This is a genomic window from Gabonia massiliensis, assembly GCF_001403595.1.
Lineage (GTDB): Bacteria > Bacteroidota > Bacteroidia > Bacteroidales > Coprobacteraceae > Coprobacter > Coprobacter secundus.
This window is the reverse complement of record NZ_LN877938.1, coordinates 634,396-649,757: the sequence shown is the minus strand read 5'-3', so window position 1 is coordinate 649,757 and position 15,362 is coordinate 634,396. Positions and strand designations below refer to the sequence as shown.

The window sequence follows — 15,362 nt, the reverse complement described above, 5'->3', positions numbered from 1 at the left end:
GAGAGGGGAACTTTATACACTAAATATCTTATTATCAAATAGCATCTCCAACCTCCCCTCTGGAGAGGGGTCGGGGGTGTGTGACGTCGGTGCATGGTCGCCTAATTTAAAAGCAATCACTAACCTTTGACAGATACTTCTTCGCTCCTCTAAACGCAACAAAAAACTTTGAGAAGTACATCTGCCTAAACCGCGTTTTTTACCGTAACACACCCCTTGATCCCCTCTCAAGAGGGGAAGCCCAATATATCATAAACTACTCATTTTCAAAGAAAAAAGTAGTATTTCAACCTCCCCTCTGGAGAGGGGTTGGGGGTGTGTTACGTTCGCGCATAGCCACCTAAAACGAAAATAGACACAGAAGCCTGACAGCTACTACCTCGTAGCACCAAACACCTCATTAAACAGCTTCCCGCAATAGCCTTACCCAAGCCGCGCTTCTCATCATCACACACCCCTTAATCCCCTCTCGAGAGGGGAATTTTGTACACTAAATGTCTTATTATCAAATAGAAAATAGTATCTCCAACCTCCCCTCTGGAGAGGGGTCGGGGGTGTGTTACGCCTGCGCACAGTCACCTAAAACGAAAATAGACACTGAAGCCTCGAAAACAATAGTATCAAAACGTTTCAGAGTATGTCGATAATGCTTGTCTTGTTTTTTTCATATAAATTCTTTTTACCGCATTGCCGTTTATACTCTTTCGGGGATATGCCGGCATGCGTCTTGAAATACTTGCGAAAAGTGAACTGTTCGGGAAAATTTAATTCCTGGGCAATTTCCTTGACAGGCTTATCGCTCTCCTCAAGTAAGAATTTAGCATAGGTAACTGTAATCGTCGCAATCCATTCGGATGGGGTTTTGCCTGTGGTATGTCTGATAATCGTGGAAAAATGCCCTGGAGAAAGCTTTGCACGTGCAGCATACCACGCCACGCTCCGTTGAGACCGGTAGTTTTCATGAACTTCGAGGATGAAGCGGTAAGCGGTCAATTCATGTCCGAACGTACAGTTCGCAACCTGTTCGTTCCGGCGGATATTATCAATCAGAATTTCCAGCATGACCTCCTGCTCGATCAGATGAATTTGCCGGCTCAATAAGGTACGCTCGCTGGAATCTTCCGTGTCGTTCAGAGCCTTCCGCTGTTTTTCGATGTGCTTGCACTGTACAGTGACGTAGGCAGCCTCACTTTCCGGCAATTGCCAGCACGGGCGCTTCCGTACTCGAAGTGGAATATCCGCATCGGAGATGAATTTGAAAATCGGATAGAATACCTTCAGGTCGTCCGCGAAAGAGACCGACTCGAAATCGTCCGACGGAATCAAATCCCGAATCTGTATCAGAGGGGACATAACGAAGAGCATCCCTCGTGACAACCCGAAATTTTGCCCATTTATGGACACCTGGGCCGAACCGTTCGTGCATAAGAGTATACCGACCTTATTCCAGTGTCTTGCCAACTTATCTTTTTGTAATTCACTATACATAGTATTGTTATTCTCTACGACACAAATGAAAATGCAAAAATAATAAAATGATATCAAATCGTATATATTGCTCAATTTATCATACATGTTGCCATTGATTGCATTTCGTATACGGGCTACCTTTACTTTCAATAAAAGAGACGATATGTTATTCGGTCAAGAACGGGCGTTGTGTGGACGAGCATATCCTCTTGCAGAAAGAGCCTTCTGCGCACACACAAATGAGCAGGCATAAAACCTTTTATCGGAGAAGCCGGATACTTGGCATACGATGTTCGTCTGATTTTTGGACAGGCAGGCGATGCCTTCATCAAGGCAGGCGCGGAGTACAAGATTCGTGACTGCGCCCCACAGATGAGCGAGGCTCTGAAATCGGGGCTTCATTACCAGGCAATAGACATCGCCGGAACAGGAAAGATTATCGGACACAAGGCAAGAACGAAAGCGGAAATTAAATAAAAAGCAAAATCATGAAAACTACAAACAAAGCAATGCAATGGCTGTATGACCATTGGATGAAGGCGACACCCTTTCTCGCCTTCTACACAACCATCCTTATTTGGCTCTACGTCAAGGAACAGAACTACGCACTTTTTCTCATTTGGATGCAGACACCGATTTATTGGTTGCACGAGTTCGAAGAGTACATTTGCCCTGGAGGCTTTCTCGATTTTTTCAACCGCAAACCGCTTGGGTCGGTTCGGGGAGACTATCCGCTGACGAAGGCGGGTTCTTTCTGGATCAATATTCCGCTGGTTTATATCTTGTTGCCGTTGTCAGGTGTCATTTCACACTTTTACGGTGTCGAATGGGGACTCTGGACAGCCTATTTCTCTGCATTGAACGCATTGGCGCATGTAGTGATGTTCTTCATCTTCGGGTGTAAATACAATCCGGGGCTGTTGGCAAGTGCCGTTGTAAATATTCCGTTCGGCATCTACACCGTGTGGTATTTCCTCGACAACGATCTCGTATCGGCGGGGGTGAATGTGGCCAGCATACTGTTCGGTATCGTAGCACAAGCCTCTATGATGGTTTACGGATTCGCCTACCTTGTACCGAAAATCAAACGGGAAGGTCTGAAAGCGTAGAAGCTACTGCCACGAAACATGAAAAGGTATCCAGCTTTTTTCTGTTGGATACCTTTTTATGTTTAGAATTATTTCCCCGAATGTAGCCCCCGGAAAAAATTTCCCTAAAAATGCCGGGCCGTCTGGATTTCACCCACGTTCTGTTCGGAATTTGTTCCTGTAAAACCGGGCTGCCGGCCGTTACTCCTTGGACAACAAGCCCGTCGCAGCCCTCAACTTAGGCAACTTGACGAAGAACCATACCCCCGAAAAGACAGTAGCAGCAACACCGATACCCCATGCCACAGGGTAGGGCAGGCTCATACCCACCGGGTCATAACAAATATACGTCACCACCACCGATGTCATAAAGAGGGCAGGGACGAGAGTAACCCAGTACTGTTTGCGCTTCTGGGTAAGATATACCGTCACAGCCCATAAAGTAAATACAGCCAGCGTCTGGTTGCACCACGCAAAATATCGCCAAATCATTTCAAAACCATCCTTGTCCGCCAGGCTGTACACCAGAATCGCAATCGCCACGACAAACAGAGGTACGCAGATGGTCAGCCTCTTGGCGATAGACTTCTGCTCATAGTGCATAAAGTCCGCAATGATAAGCCTTGCCGAGCGGAAAGCCGTATCGCCCGAAGTAATAGGAGCAGCCACGACACCCAGTATGGCGAGTACGCCGCCCACGACACCCAGCCAACCTTCCGAAATCTTCTGTACGATAATCGCCGCACTGCCGTTTACCTCGGCCTCATGACCGATGACACCGAATTCCTGTTGCCCTTCCGGACTGAAAAAGTAAGTCGCTGCCGCCGCCCAAATCAGAGCCACGATACCTTCGGTGACCATAGACCCGTAGAAGATAGAACGCCCCTGTTTCTCATTGGTCATGCAACGGGCCATCAATGGCGACTGCGTAGCATGGAAGCCCGATATGGCACCGCATGCGATACTGATAAACAACATCGGGAAAATAGGAGAAGTAGCGGCATTGGGATGCATATTCTGCAAACCGTCGGTAATCTCGGGAATACCCGGAAACTTTATCAGCAGCACACACAGTATGCCGACGGCCATGAACAGCAAAGTTGCCGCGAAGAACGGATATATGCGCCCGATAATCTTGTCTATCGGGAACAAAGTAGCCACGATGTAATAAATAAAAATGACATAAATCCAGAAAGTCGTATCGAGATGCTTTGGCGTCAACATCGCCAACAGCTCGGCAGGCCCTGCAACGAAGACCGCCCCCACGAGAATCATCAATATAACGGTAAAGCCCCGCATAATCTGTTTGGTCGTAAGCCCCAGATAACGGCCGATGGTCTCAGGAAGGCTCTCCCCGTTGTGACGTACCGAAATCATCCCCGACAGATAATCATGCACGGCCCCCGCAAAGATAGTACCGAAGACAATCCATAAAAAAGAAGACGTACCGAAACGCGCCCCCATGATAGCCCCGAAGATAGGGCCCAGTCCGGCGATATTCAGAAACTGAATCATGAAAATTTTCCACCGGGGCAGAGGCACGAAATCCACCCCGTCGGGATTGGCCACCGCCGGAGTTTGGCGGTTAGGGTCCACCCCGAAAATCTTCTCCACAAACTTACCATACGTAAAATAGCCCCCAATCAATACCAGCAGGGCAATGCAAAATGTGATCATAATATATTTAAATATAAAGGTTAATTCTATAAATAAGACTTACGACAGTTCCGCAACCGCATCGGCACAACGCTCGCCATCGATAGCCGCCGACACGATACCGCCCGCATATCCGGCACCCTCGCCACACGGGAACAACCCCGGCAAAGTGACATGTTCGAGCCTTTCCTTATCCCGCGGAATACGCACAGGAGCCGAAGTCCGGCTTTCCACGGCAATCATTAGAGCCTCCCGTGTGAGGAACCCTTTCGAAATCCTCCCGAAATGAAGAAAACCCTCCCGCAACCGTTCGGTTATAAACTCCGGCATCCAAAAATGAAGAGGGGACGAAATTACCCCCGGAGCATAAGACGATACCGGCAAGTCATACGACACCGCCTTGTTCACAAAATCCGTCATACGCTGGGCAGGAGCCGTCTGCCGGCAATTGCCGTTGACATAGCAAGTCCGTTCCAGCTCCTCCTGGAACTTCATCACGGCCAGTACACCATATTTCTCATACTGCGGCAAGTCCTCGGGCCTCACCTCTACCACCATGCCCGAGTTGGCCCATTTCGACCCTCGGTTCGATGGCGACATGCCGTTCACTACCAGCTGTTCGGGACCACTGGCAGCCGGTACCACGAATCCGCCCGGGCACATGCAGAAAGAATAGACCCCCCGTCCCCGCGATTGGGTGACGAAGCTGTACTCCGCTGCCGGCAAATACTCGCCCCGCCCCTTGGTACTATGATACTGTATCTGGTCGATAAGCCTCTGCGGATGCTCGAGCCGTACCCCTACGGCAATACCTTTGGCCTCCAGCAAAATATCGTTGTCAAACAATCCGTTATACACATCACGCGCCGAATGGCCCGTAGCCAAAATGACTTTCCCCCGGAAAAACTTCCCGTTATGAGTCTCCACACCCACGACCCTCTTGTTTTCGATGACAAGCCTCTCCATCCGGGTCTCGAAATGCACCTCTCCGCCCGAAGCGATAATCTGCTTGCGCATATTTTCAATCACTCCCGGCAACTTGTCCGTCCCGATATGAGGATGAGCGTCCGACAAAATAGACGTGCTCGCCCCGTGCTGGCAGAAGATATTCAAGATGCGCTCTACCGACCCCCTTTTCTTGCTCCGCGTATAAAGCTTTCCGTCCGAATAAGCACCCGCGCCGCCCTCGCCGAAGCTATAGTTCGACTCGCTGTCTACCCTGTGCTCACGGCTGATAAGCGCAATATCTTTTTTACGGTCGTGCACATTCTTGCCCCGTTCTATAATCACAGGACGCAGCCCCCGTTCTATCAGCCGCAACGCCGCAAAAAGACCCGCAGGCCCTGCACCCACCACAATCACCCCGGGCCTGTCCGAGACATCCCCGTATTCGATGCGCTGATACCCGTCATCATCAGGCAGCTCGTTTATATACACCCGTACACTCAGATTGACCAGTATCGTTCGCTGGCGGGCATCGATAGAACGCTTCAACACACGTACCGCATGTATCGCCGACACATCTACAGCCAGATTTTTGCCTATATACACTTTCAAATCCTGTTCAGAAGCTGCCTGTTGCGGCAGAACCCTGAGATTCATCTCCTTTATCATAACAATCCCTATCCGAACAATTGCCGGAAAGCCTCCTCCACCTTCCTTACCGGAATGATTTCTATATTCAATTTCTTTGTATCAAAACCCTTCAAATTATTGTACGGAATAAGAATCCGTCCGAAGCCCAGCTTTTCCGCCTCCAGTATCCTCTGTTCGATGCGGTTCACCGGACGTATCTCGCCCGAGAGCCCCACCTCGCCCGTCATGCACGTCAAGTTTTCGATAGCCAAGTCCATGTTTGACGAGAGAATGGCGCTGATGACACCCAAGTCCATCGCCGGGTCGTTCACGCGCAGGCCGCCCGCGATATTGAGAAAAACATCCTTCTGAGCCAGTTTGAAGCCCACCCGTTTTTCAAGAACCGCCAGCAACATGTTCATGCGCCGGATGTCGAACCCCGTAGCCGAACGCTGAGGCGTGCCGTAAGCCGCCGTGCTCACCAGCGACTGTGTCTCTATCAAGAAAGGACGTATCCCCTCTATAGCCGCAGCGATAGCCACGCCGCTCAGTCCCTCATGATTCTGAGATAACAACAGTTCCGACGGGTTGCTCACCTCCCTGAGCCCGTTCTGCCGCATCTCGTAAATGCCCAGCTCCGCCGTGCTCCCGAAACGGTTCTTTATCGAGCGCAATATCCGGTACATATAGTGCTGGTCGCCCTCGAACTGCAACACCGTGTCCACGATATGTTCCAGCACCTTCGGGCCGGCGATGCTGCCCTCCTTGTTGATATGTCCGATGAGGAGCACCGGAGTACCCGTCTCCTTGGCAAACTTCAATATCGAGGCCGAGCACTCCCGCACCTGCGACACGCTCCCCGGCGATGACTCCACAAGCTCCGTCGAAATCGTCTGTATAGAATCTATCACCACGATATCGGGTTGCGTATTCTTTATATGCACAAAAATATTTTCCAGCGAAGTCTCACATACGATATAGCAGTCCGCGTTCACATGCTCCAGCCGGTCGGCCCTGAGCTTTAGCTGCTTGGCGCTCTCTTCGCCCGACACGTACAGCACCCTTTTGCCCTCGATGCCCAGTACCGTCTGCAAGACAAGAGTAGACTTCCCTATCCCCGGCTCACCGCCGATAAGCACCAGCGAGCCCGGGACCAGTCCGCCCCCCAGAACCCGGTTCAGCTCCGTATTGCACAAGTCTATACGAGGGTCCTCCGATGTCGTCACCTCATGTATCCTCACGGGCTTCACCTTCGATTTGTCCTCCGGTATGTAGGCCGACCGCTGGGGAGCCGCCTTGGAAACAATCTCCTCCACATACGTGTTCCATTCCCCGCACACCGGACATTTCCCTATCCATTTCGGAGAATCGGCCCCGCAGTTGCCGCATACATATACCGATTTAGCTTTAGCCATCTTCTATGATTAGTTTTTAAAAAACAAATATATTCACTTTCTGTCAGATTTACAGAAAATCTTCACAATAAATATCGGATTAAAACCAATAAATAGTATTATAGTTTCAATATGCCTTGTAAGCTCCATCCTTGCTGAATGTCCCGTGTACGATGGGAAAAGTCATATTAAAATCTGTCAAAACCTCATTGTCCCTTTTATTGAAGACCTTAATCCTGCAGATTTGCCACCAAAAATGATAGCTACTTGATTTCGTTTCATTTGTCTGATGATGATTTGTAATTCTTTTGCATGGCAAGAACTTCTCCAAATCGTTTTTGTGAGGAAGTTCCTTCTATGCGTTCCTTTCGTGGAAACAATTTGTCAAATTCTTTCGCTTTGTCAGAATCGATATTATAAATTACGTCCTCGTAATATCGCCCGCTCACTCCAGCCAGAGCATCAGGGTATAACGGACACACATGGAGGGCTGCAAAATATTTGTCTTCAGAAGTGCGGATGTTGAAATGCTCTGCCGCTTCGAATCCCACTTTTGAATAATAACGGGGTTCTCCACATAAAAGTATGGCACGATATCCCATTTCTGCAGCTATTTTACGGGTATGTGCTATCAACATCCTGCCGATGCCCATGCGTTGGTATTGTGGAAGTACGGCTATCGGCCCCATGCTCAGTACTTCATACTTGCATCCGTCATCGGTAAGGATGAAGGATTTTAAGAAAACCACGATGCCTACAATCTTCCTGTCTGCGACAGCGACAAAATCAAGCCCTTTTACAAAATTGGGCGAACTTCGCATGATATGCAGCAGATAATGTTCATCACATCCGGGAGCGTAAAAATTCCAAAAAGCCTCTCTCGCCACTTCCTCCACCTCTCTATAATCCTCAGGTTGCTCGAGCCGTAATTTAATATCCATAAATTATGATGTTGAAATAAATGTTTGTAAAAGTACAAAAAATATTCTGCCCGATTGTACTTTTGTACCTTTGTATCCGTAAATCTCAGCCGGGCAGACAAAGCGGAGATAGACTGCGGCAAATGGAAAAGACTTCAAGCCATTCCCCGAAATGAAGTAATTTGTAGTTTTGAAGAAATATATTCCGTATACAAATTTACCGGAAATCTTCGCAATAAATATCCAATTAAAAACAATAAATAACCTTTATACCCCTTTTTAGGATGAAAATACAGGTTCACCATCCCCCATCCGGAGAAAACAGAAGAGGGGAGATAAGTATATTTGAGCAGAAATTCTATCCGATACTAAAACAACAATCAAAACAAGGCTTGACTGTTACAACAAATATATACCCGCAGTTTATAAAATCTAATTTTTTTTCACTATTTTTGTAAATGGAATTGAGCAATAGCTTTTTTCCAAGACATATTAGAAAAGAAAGAAGCGTTATGCTGAATTCTTGTGAGTGAAAACCTGAGAAATGTTACAATATATACACTTTATATTTTGTGTATCAACGAAATAGTATTTCCATTATCTTATTAAGGAAACGAAGAAGGAACAAAATCAATATTCTAAGCGATTTTCAGCTTTTCACATTTCACTTAGTTTCATCCTTTGCATTTGTTCGCATTCAAAGATTTATGAGTTGCAAGCTGTGAATGCACACACAGATATAGAGACATTATTCTTTGGGTTGTCGAACGATCCCGATATAACAATACTTTATGCAGGCTCCCTCTAATCCATAAAAAGTTGCCTGGGTTATGATTTTGGCATTTAATTTGCTATATTTGTGAAAGAATTACAAATTTGGAGGCTAAAATGGTACTTGAAATTCGTTTGAGCAACTTCTTCTCAATTAAAGATGAGGTGGTACTGGATATGCAGGCAGCGAGCATACAGACAAAAAAGGCAAAGGAACTGGAAGAAAATACATTTGTATGCGGTGATGAGCGTTTGCTTAAAACTGTTGCCATTTACGGTGCAAATGCCTCAGGAAAGAGTAGTGTTATCAAGGCTATTCGCGCTTGTGTGGGAATGATATTTTCATCTCATAATTACAACGAGAATACGATATTTGCCTTTACTCCGTTCAAATTCGGGGGCATTGGCAAGCCGAGCACATTCTTCATTCGCTTCCTTCTTGACGGTATCGAATATGAATATTCTTTTGAACTCAATAAAGTTGAGATACTGAAAGAGGCACTTTACTATTATCCGAATGGCCGTCGTTCACTGGTATTTTCTCGTGATGAGACCAAGGGGCCCGATAAAAAGGATATATATGAATTCCGATCGGTGATTCGCCGTCCTATGGATGTTGCTGCCAATACGTCCAAGAAAACGCTTTTTGTGTCGCGTGCCAGTCAGATGGATCGAGATGTCGCAAAAGATGTTTTTCGGTATTTCAATGAGCGTTTTATTCTGAATTATTTCGGATATAATTCGTTCTCTATCGAGCGCTTGTTGAATGAGAACAAAGAGCAGTTTCTTAATGTGCTGCGAATGGCCGACAGCGACATTGTCAAAATCGACAGTAGGCATGAGAATAAAGTATTTTCAACTGCAGTGATTGACCCTGCAGACAATCAAATATTGTCGGTAGAAGATATTCAGAAACCACAGCTGGTCATTACGACCTATCACAGGAATAACCCGGATGTTCCTTTCAACTTTTTTGCAGAAGAGTCTGATGGAACGCAGCGTTTATTCAGTATGATGCTGACGATTCTGGATATCGTCAAGAATAATAAAATCTTGTTGATAGATGAAATCGAAACGCAGCTGCATATAAAACTGGTAGAGTATATTATCGGTTTGTTCAATAAAAGCAAATCAGCGCAGCTGATATATACTACACACAATACATACCTGCTTAATACCAACAAGTTGCGTAAGGATCAGATATATTTTGTCAACAAACGGGATGACGGGTCCTCGGATTTGTATTCGCTGTTTGATTACAAAGATTTCCGCGACGGACTGGATGCAGAGAAGGCATATTTGCAAGGTCGTTTTGATGCCATCCCGTATATTGACGAACAGGTGGATAGTTTTTTTAATAAAAACTGATATGGGACGACAAATAAGAAAATCCAAAGGCAAGACAATGAAGCCAAACTTCTTTGTTTTCTGTGAAGGGGAGTCTGAGGTTGCTTATATCAGTCACCTTCGTTCGCAATACCGTGCGCCTATTCAGATTATCCCAAGAAAGAGCGATTCGAACATATCCGTTCGGTATATAGAGAATTGTAAACGGGAATATGTTGCAACCAAAAATGATAAAACATTTCTGATGTTTGACCTTGATGTGGACGGAATGCTGGAACACACGCTCAGGCTTATCTTTTGAAAATATTCTATAACCTAAATTAATTCCCATCAAGTCAGGAAGTCACTCTTGGGTAAACATATCTTCACAAATAAATGGAATACCGGATAATCTACACCCTCTATAATCAGGAGTCTCTCCCACTAAAATGACATTTATCCATATCACTTCTTTTTTATAACAGGGACCGTAATATAGAAATAATTGTGTTAACAACAAAATAAATGTACACAAACCGTATTCTAAACGGGGCATTATGATATTAAAGAAGGAAAATAGTGTAAAAAGCTACCTTCCTTTATTTTTTAAGAATCTTATTGAGATATTATTTAAGGTCGAATAAGTATAATTCCTTTAAATACTCTAGTACTCTCAATAGAAAATTAGATTCTTCTATATAAACCTCTGAGGGAGTTTCAACCAACTTATATATTTTAGTCTTAAGTATAGTATCAGCTGTATTATACGATATATTAAATTTTTGGATTAAATTAGAGTAGGCTTTCCTATTTGCCGGACTGTTTCGGATGACATGTATTATTTCTGGAATATATTCAGACACTTTTATTAAATCTGTTATTATAGAAAGATCTTCTTGCACTTTTATTATCCATTTGTCGACTTGACCATACATATAATAAAAAATAGAATGATCCAGCTTTAAATTATATATTTTAAAATATGTATCATAATCATCCTCATCTTCATCAAACAGAAGAGAAGGAACACCAAATGATGCTTCCTCTTCTTCTGGCATCTTCCACTCTCCAGCACTATTTTCAAGCTCTTGTATCGCTTTTTGAAATTCGGGATCATTATCCTCAAATCCACTTTCTAGATCTTCTTGTTCCTCTATTGGCTCATCTTCAATGAATATTTCTTCAGCTTTCTCTAAAAACAATCTTTTGTGAGGGTCTTGTGTGTTTTTTATATCATCAGCAAGAAGATCATCATGGAGTAAAAAATATCTCCAAAAGTTTATAATATCTAAATCCGAAATAGTAATCACGCCTGTTTTATTTTTAAGGCTTAAAATATTTTTTGTATCCATAAATCCCTACTACTAAATAATGAATTACCACAAAAAACTTGTGTTATTTATTCAAATACTCTTGTAACTTGCCCTCAATGCAATAATAGGATAACAGTGTATTGAGAAAATCTACTGTCGGTCTTTTTTCCTTAGACAAAGATTTCAGGTAAGATGTAAATAACACAAAAGCACCTTTCAATTTGGAATCTGTTATTTCAGGAGAAATCCTTTCTTTAGAATCTAGCAAGCCCTCTATACGATATAGCTCCCCACAAAAAACATTTCCTATATATTTTAAGTCATACCCCATCCAAATATACCCTAAGTCTGACAATTTTCCCCAATAAGCCGCCGATTCTTTATTCGCTACTACAATTACTTTAGGCGTTATTATCTCCTCAATAACATGTTGAGTGATATTTAATTGTTCTGCAATAAAAGATATTCCACCGTCACGAGAGAGAATTTCCTTATTCAAGAATGACTGTTCCGTTTCTCTGAAACAAAATAAGTCCCAATATGCAGCTTTATTTCTCAAGTCTATAGAATCAGAAAACAGCATGTTTTTTATCGGAGACCAATATGAATCTCCTTTGGCATCTAGCAGTATAGTCTCGAAAGAATATGTATCACTTTGGCATACTGCTCCTTCCCGAAAGGAAGGATTCATACCTGTTATTAAAATATCCTTATTTCCATGATTTTCCGAAACCACATATCCTCTTTCTTTAATTCTTATAGGTAACTGATCCGGAATACTTTGCCAGAGTCTTGTTAATTGTTCTAGATAGTTCATAATAATATGTTTTTAATTTTATTCTGTAAATAGGATGGTTCTTTCAATGTTGTAACATCTTCTGTAAATAGTACCGGAATTTGGGTTCCATTTAAAATATAATATCCGTCTCGTTTATTGAAGCTAACTGGATCAATCCAACGGCCTTTTCCAAATATCAGATGTTTACAGTAATCACTGAAAAAGACAACAATTGAAGGATTTATCTTTATAATCAAATCATAAGTCAGTTCAAGTTGTTCTCTTATAAAATTCGAATCTAATGACAGTAGATGCTTTCTATCATTTTCACGAGCATACAATAAATTTAAATGTGAATAAGATGCATTAGCTGATATTCCCCTTGTAAATTCTTCCAATTCACGAAAATATTCTGGTGGATTAAGTTCTCCACAGACATTCTCATAAAATAAGGATTCACCATTTGCACTATGAAGTAATATATCATCATCCCCTTCATAAAAATTGGGATTTATCCCTATATATAATATGCTATCTTTAATAGCATCAGTTACAAATATAGGTCTTCTCTCTGCCTGATTACCAATTACAGCTACATATTTCTTCCAAATTTCTGCTAGCCGATTTTCTATTAAATTATCCTCGTTCAAGTTTACAATATTTGGCAATATAGCATCCTTATCGGGTAAATTATCAGAATTTACATTCTCAGTAACATCGCTATAAGTGATATCAGGCTCTTTATTTGAAAAGACATTCAAACCTTCCGAGCCTTGATTGTTTGCTTGTAAACTAGCTATTTTCTGCTTTTCTAAAGCATCAATAAGTTGGGTCTGTGGTGAAACTTTTCTTTTTTTGCAGAATTGCAATAAAAGCTTTGAATAAACATCAATATCTACATTTGTTAATACTTGTACAGATTCTCCTAATACTATCTGAAATTTGGATAAATAAATATCATATAGCTGATTCTCCATTTTCTTTCGTTCCTTATCTTTCTTTCTATCATTACTCAATAAAGAATTTAAAAAAGAAAGGTTATTCCAATTTCTGACAGTCAGCTTTGCCGATATATTACTTAAAAAAGACTTTGTATCAGGAAAGTCTGACACATCAAGATTTAAAGCAGATTCAATTTCTCGACTTAACTGATTCAAATTTTCAGTTTCTATTCTGTTTCTTTCCGCTTCCTGTTCCAATTTAAATATTTCGCGTTGATGTTCTTCTTCCAATCGCTGTTTTCGTAGCAATTCTTCATAAGCTACATCTCTTTCCTTTTCGAGCATTAATGCTAAATGTTCGTCCTTAAGTTGCCTTGCTGTTTTTCTTAGTGCATACGTTTCAACTGGTGGACTTGATCTTCTAGAAGAGGTTCGCCTATAAGGGGTTGAATGTGCATCTCCAAATACAAAATTGGAAATAGCTTTACCCGTGTTTTTCCCCAATTCTCTTTTCAGAGCGTTTTCAAAGGTTCCCATGCAGTATTAAATCTTTGTTATTACTTTCTTATTTTTATTAGTAACAACAAAATTAGTAATATATATTATAAATTAAAAACAAAGATTATTCAATAATTATAATAAAAAAATATATTTACTGCATAATGAAATAAATCTTATAACGTATGAAGACTTTCATAAATAAAAAAGAGAATTTAAATAATAAAACATTAGATTGTGATAGAAATGAATTCTCCAATACTGCTGTTTTCTTTATCTGTATCGCCCGTATCAGGGGTGAATTAAAACCAATAAATAACCTTTATACCCCTTTTTAGGATGAAAATACCGGTTCACCATCCCCATCCGGAGAAAACAGAAAAGGGGAGATAAGTATATCCGGGCAGAAATTTTATCCGATACTAAAACAACAGTCAAAACAAGGCCTGACTGTTACAACAAATATATAGCCGCAGTTTATAAAAACTAATTTTTTTCACTATTTTTGTAAATGGAATTGAGCAATAGCTTTTTTCCAAGACATATTAGAAAAGAAAGAAGCGTTATGCTAAATTCTTGTGAGTGAAAACCTGAGAAATTTTCAACGATGACAAGAACGGCATAGTGGTTCTCACGCTATAGCGTGGGCTGCTATTTCCATATCTGTCATCAAAGGTTTTCTCAGGACCTTCACTCAAAGATATAGGCATTGCAGTTCCACGCTTCGTGATTTTAATAACGCCTTGTGGTAGCTGAAGGCAATAATAGAGACGTTATGAAAAGAATACTTTTTTTTATTGTTCTATTGGCAACTTCAATTTCTTTATTTGCACAGAAAGATATTACCAAGTTTATGGGAATACCCATTGATGGGTTCAAACACGAAATGATTCAGAAACTTAAAGGAAAAGGGTTTGTAAGTTCTGCAAGCGATAAAAATATTTTGAAAGGAGAATTTAATGGCACACAGGTTGATGTACATGTTGTGACGAACAACAATAAAGTATATCGAATCATGTTATGTGATGCACATCAAATGGATGAAACAAGTATTAAAATCCGATTCAACAAATTGTGCCAACAATTCAAAAACAACTCTAATTATGTAAGTATTGATGATTATACAATAGCAGATGATGAAGATATTGCTTACGAACTGACAGTACATGATAAAAGATATGAAGCTGTATTTTATCAAAAGCCATTAGCGATAGATTCTACAGAGATAGCTGAAAAATTGAAAGAAACAGTTTTATCAAAGTACACTCAACAGGAACTGGATAATCCAACAGAAGAAATCCAGAAAGACATATATAAAATGTCTTTAGATTATGCTATAGAAATAGTGTTAAAGAAGCCTGTTTGGTTTATGATTTCTGAATTTGCGGGGGGATACTATATCACCATGTTCTATGATAATGAGTATAATAGGGCAAATGGTGAAGATCTATGATAATAACCATTGAAATAATGTTTAGATGATTATTTACGACAATACTCTAAAGTCATATTTTTAAAAACTTTATAGTATTTGCGTTATTTGGGTAAATCTTTCTCACTCATATCAATATCATCCATTAAAAGAGTATACATATTGGATAAGGTTATCAAGATATACATTATCAAATCATA

The 15,362-nt window shown here is 41.8% G+C and carries 13 protein-coding genes; 5 read left to right on the top strand and 8 right to left on the bottom strand.

Going from position 1 to position 15,362, the window contains the following annotated elements; translation table 11 throughout:
• Nucleotides 1–630: 630 nt before the first annotated feature.
• Nucleotides 631–1,620 (bottom strand): helix-turn-helix domain-containing protein, encoded by a 990-nt coding sequence (locus BN2628_RS04630; protein ID WP_082430132.1) that lies wholly within the window; start codon nucleotides 1,618–1,620, stop codon nucleotides 631–633.
• 129 nt (nucleotides 1,621–1,749) lie between these two features.
• On the opposite strand from BN2628_RS04630, the gene BN2628_RS04625 reads away from it, so the two are divergent.
• Both BN2628_RS04625 and BN2628_RS04620 read left to right on the top strand, forming a co-directional pair.
• Nucleotides 1,750–1,947, top strand: coding sequence for a hypothetical protein (locus BN2628_RS04625; protein WP_055096230.1), 198 nt, complete (start codon nucleotides 1,750–1,752; stop codon nucleotides 1,945–1,947).
• Between the two features lie 11 nt (nucleotides 1,948–1,958).
• Entirely contained in the window at nucleotides 1,959–2,579 is a 621-nt protein-coding gene (locus tag BN2628_RS04620) for an HXXEE domain-containing protein (protein ID WP_082430131.1), read from the top strand.
• A 180-nt stretch (nucleotides 2,580–2,759) separates the two neighbouring features.
• Here the strand turns inward: BN2628_RS04620 and BN2628_RS04615 are convergent, their stop codons facing one another.
• The 4 genes from BN2628_RS04615 to BN2628_RS04600 form a co-directional block, all read right to left on the bottom strand.
• Nucleotides 2,760–4,235, bottom strand: coding sequence for a carbon starvation CstA family protein (locus BN2628_RS04615; RefSeq protein WP_021930411.1), 1,476 nt, complete (start codon nucleotides 4,233–4,235; stop codon nucleotides 2,760–2,762).
• 39 nt (nucleotides 4,236–4,274) lie between these two features.
• The gene (locus BN2628_RS04610) at nucleotides 4,275–5,828 is read right to left on the bottom strand and encodes an NAD(P)/FAD-dependent oxidoreductase (protein ID WP_055096226.1); all 1,554 of its coding nucleotides are present in this window, start codon (nucleotides 5,826–5,828) and stop codon (nucleotides 4,275–4,277) included.
• Between the two features lie 8 nt (nucleotides 5,829–5,836).
• Nucleotides 5,837–7,204, bottom strand: a complete 1,368-nt coding sequence (gene radA, locus BN2628_RS04605) for a DNA repair protein RadA (RefSeq protein WP_055096225.1) — start codon at nucleotides 7,202–7,204, stop codon at nucleotides 5,837–5,839.
• Between the two features lie 257 nt (nucleotides 7,205–7,461).
• Nucleotides 7,462–8,124 carry a GNAT family N-acetyltransferase gene (locus tag BN2628_RS04600; RefSeq protein WP_055096223.1) on the bottom strand — a complete coding sequence of 221 codons (663 nt, stop codon included), beginning with the start codon at nucleotides 8,122–8,124 and terminating at the stop codon, nucleotides 7,462–7,464.
• Between the two features lie 867 nt (nucleotides 8,125–8,991).
• On the opposite strand from BN2628_RS04600, the gene BN2628_RS04590 reads away from it, so the two are divergent.
• Complete coding sequence (locus BN2628_RS04590) at nucleotides 8,992–10,242, top strand: AAA family ATPase (protein WP_055096219.1); 1,251 nt, start codon at nucleotides 8,992–8,994, stop codon at nucleotides 10,240–10,242.
• 1 nt (nucleotide 10,243) lies between these two features.
• Nucleotides 10,244–10,522, top strand: coding sequence for an RloB family protein (locus tag BN2628_RS04585; RefSeq protein ID WP_257606386.1), 279 nt, complete (start codon nucleotides 10,244–10,246; stop codon nucleotides 10,520–10,522).
• 304 nt (nucleotides 10,523–10,826) lie between these two features.
• Here the strand turns inward: BN2628_RS04585 and BN2628_RS04575 are convergent, their stop codons facing one another.
• The 3 genes from BN2628_RS04575 to BN2628_RS04565 are packed head-to-tail and all read right to left on the bottom strand — an operon-like array spanning nucleotide 10,827 to nucleotide 13,769.
• A complete protein-coding gene (locus tag BN2628_RS04575) occupies nucleotides 10,827–11,552 on the bottom strand; it encodes a DNA gyrase subunit A (RefSeq protein ID WP_055096215.1) in 726 nt (241 codons plus the stop codon).
• A gap of 43 nt (nucleotides 11,553–11,595) precedes the next feature.
• Entirely contained in the window at nucleotides 11,596–12,330 is a 735-nt protein-coding gene (locus BN2628_RS04570; RefSeq protein WP_055096213.1) for a hypothetical protein, read from the bottom strand.
• The gene (locus BN2628_RS04565) at nucleotides 12,327–13,769 is read right to left on the bottom strand and encodes a hypothetical protein (protein ID WP_055096211.1); all 1,443 of its coding nucleotides are present in this window, start codon (nucleotides 13,767–13,769) and stop codon (nucleotides 12,327–12,329) included. The genes BN2628_RS04570 and BN2628_RS04565 overlap by 4 nt, the downstream gene beginning before the upstream one ends.
• A gap of 736 nt (nucleotides 13,770–14,505) precedes the next feature.
• Between BN2628_RS04565 and BN2628_RS04560 the strand changes: the two genes are divergently transcribed.
• Nucleotides 14,506–15,183 (top strand): hypothetical protein, encoded by a 678-nt coding sequence (locus tag BN2628_RS04560; RefSeq protein WP_055096317.1) that lies wholly within the window; start codon nucleotides 14,506–14,508, stop codon nucleotides 15,181–15,183.
• The last annotated feature ends 179 nt before the right edge of the window (nucleotides 15,184–15,362 follow it).

Coding starts and splice junctions, on each gene's coding strand:
- BN2628_RS04600 (WP_055096223.1), bottom strand. CDS start 8,124: ATGGATATTAAATTACGGCTCGAGCAACCTGAGGATTATAGAGAGGTG.
- BN2628_RS04570 (WP_055096213.1), bottom strand. CDS start 12,330: ATGAACTATCTAGAACAATTAACAAGACTCTGGCAAAGTATTCCGGAT.
- BN2628_RS04585 (WP_257606386.1), top strand. CDS start 10,244: ATGGGACGACAAATAAGAAAATCCAAAGGCAAGACAATGAAGCCAAAC.
- BN2628_RS04560 (WP_055096317.1), top strand. CDS start 14,506: ATGAAAAGAATACTTTTTTTTATTGTTCTATTGGCAACTTCAATTTCT.
- BN2628_RS04590 (WP_055096219.1), top strand. CDS start 8,992: ATGGTACTTGAAATTCGTTTGAGCAACTTCTTCTCAATTAAAGATGAG.
- BN2628_RS04575 (WP_055096215.1), bottom strand. CDS start 11,552: ATGGATACAAAAAATATTTTAAGCCTTAAAAATAAAACAGGCGTGATT.
- BN2628_RS04615 (WP_021930411.1), bottom strand. CDS start 4,235: ATGATCACATTTTGCATTGCCCTGCTGGTATTGATTGGGGGCTATTTT.
- BN2628_RS04565 (WP_055096211.1), bottom strand. CDS start 13,769: ATGGGAACCTTTGAAAACGCTCTGAAAAGAGAATTGGGGAAAAACACG.
- BN2628_RS04620 (WP_082430131.1), top strand. CDS start 1,959: ATGAAAACTACAAACAAAGCAATGCAATGGCTGTATGACCATTGGATG.
- BN2628_RS04610 (WP_055096226.1), bottom strand. CDS start 5,828: ATGATAAAGGAGATGAATCTCAGGGTTCTGCCGCAACAGGCAGCTTCT.
- radA (WP_055096225.1), bottom strand. CDS start 7,204: ATGGCTAAAGCTAAATCGGTATATGTATGCGGCAACTGCGGGGCCGAT.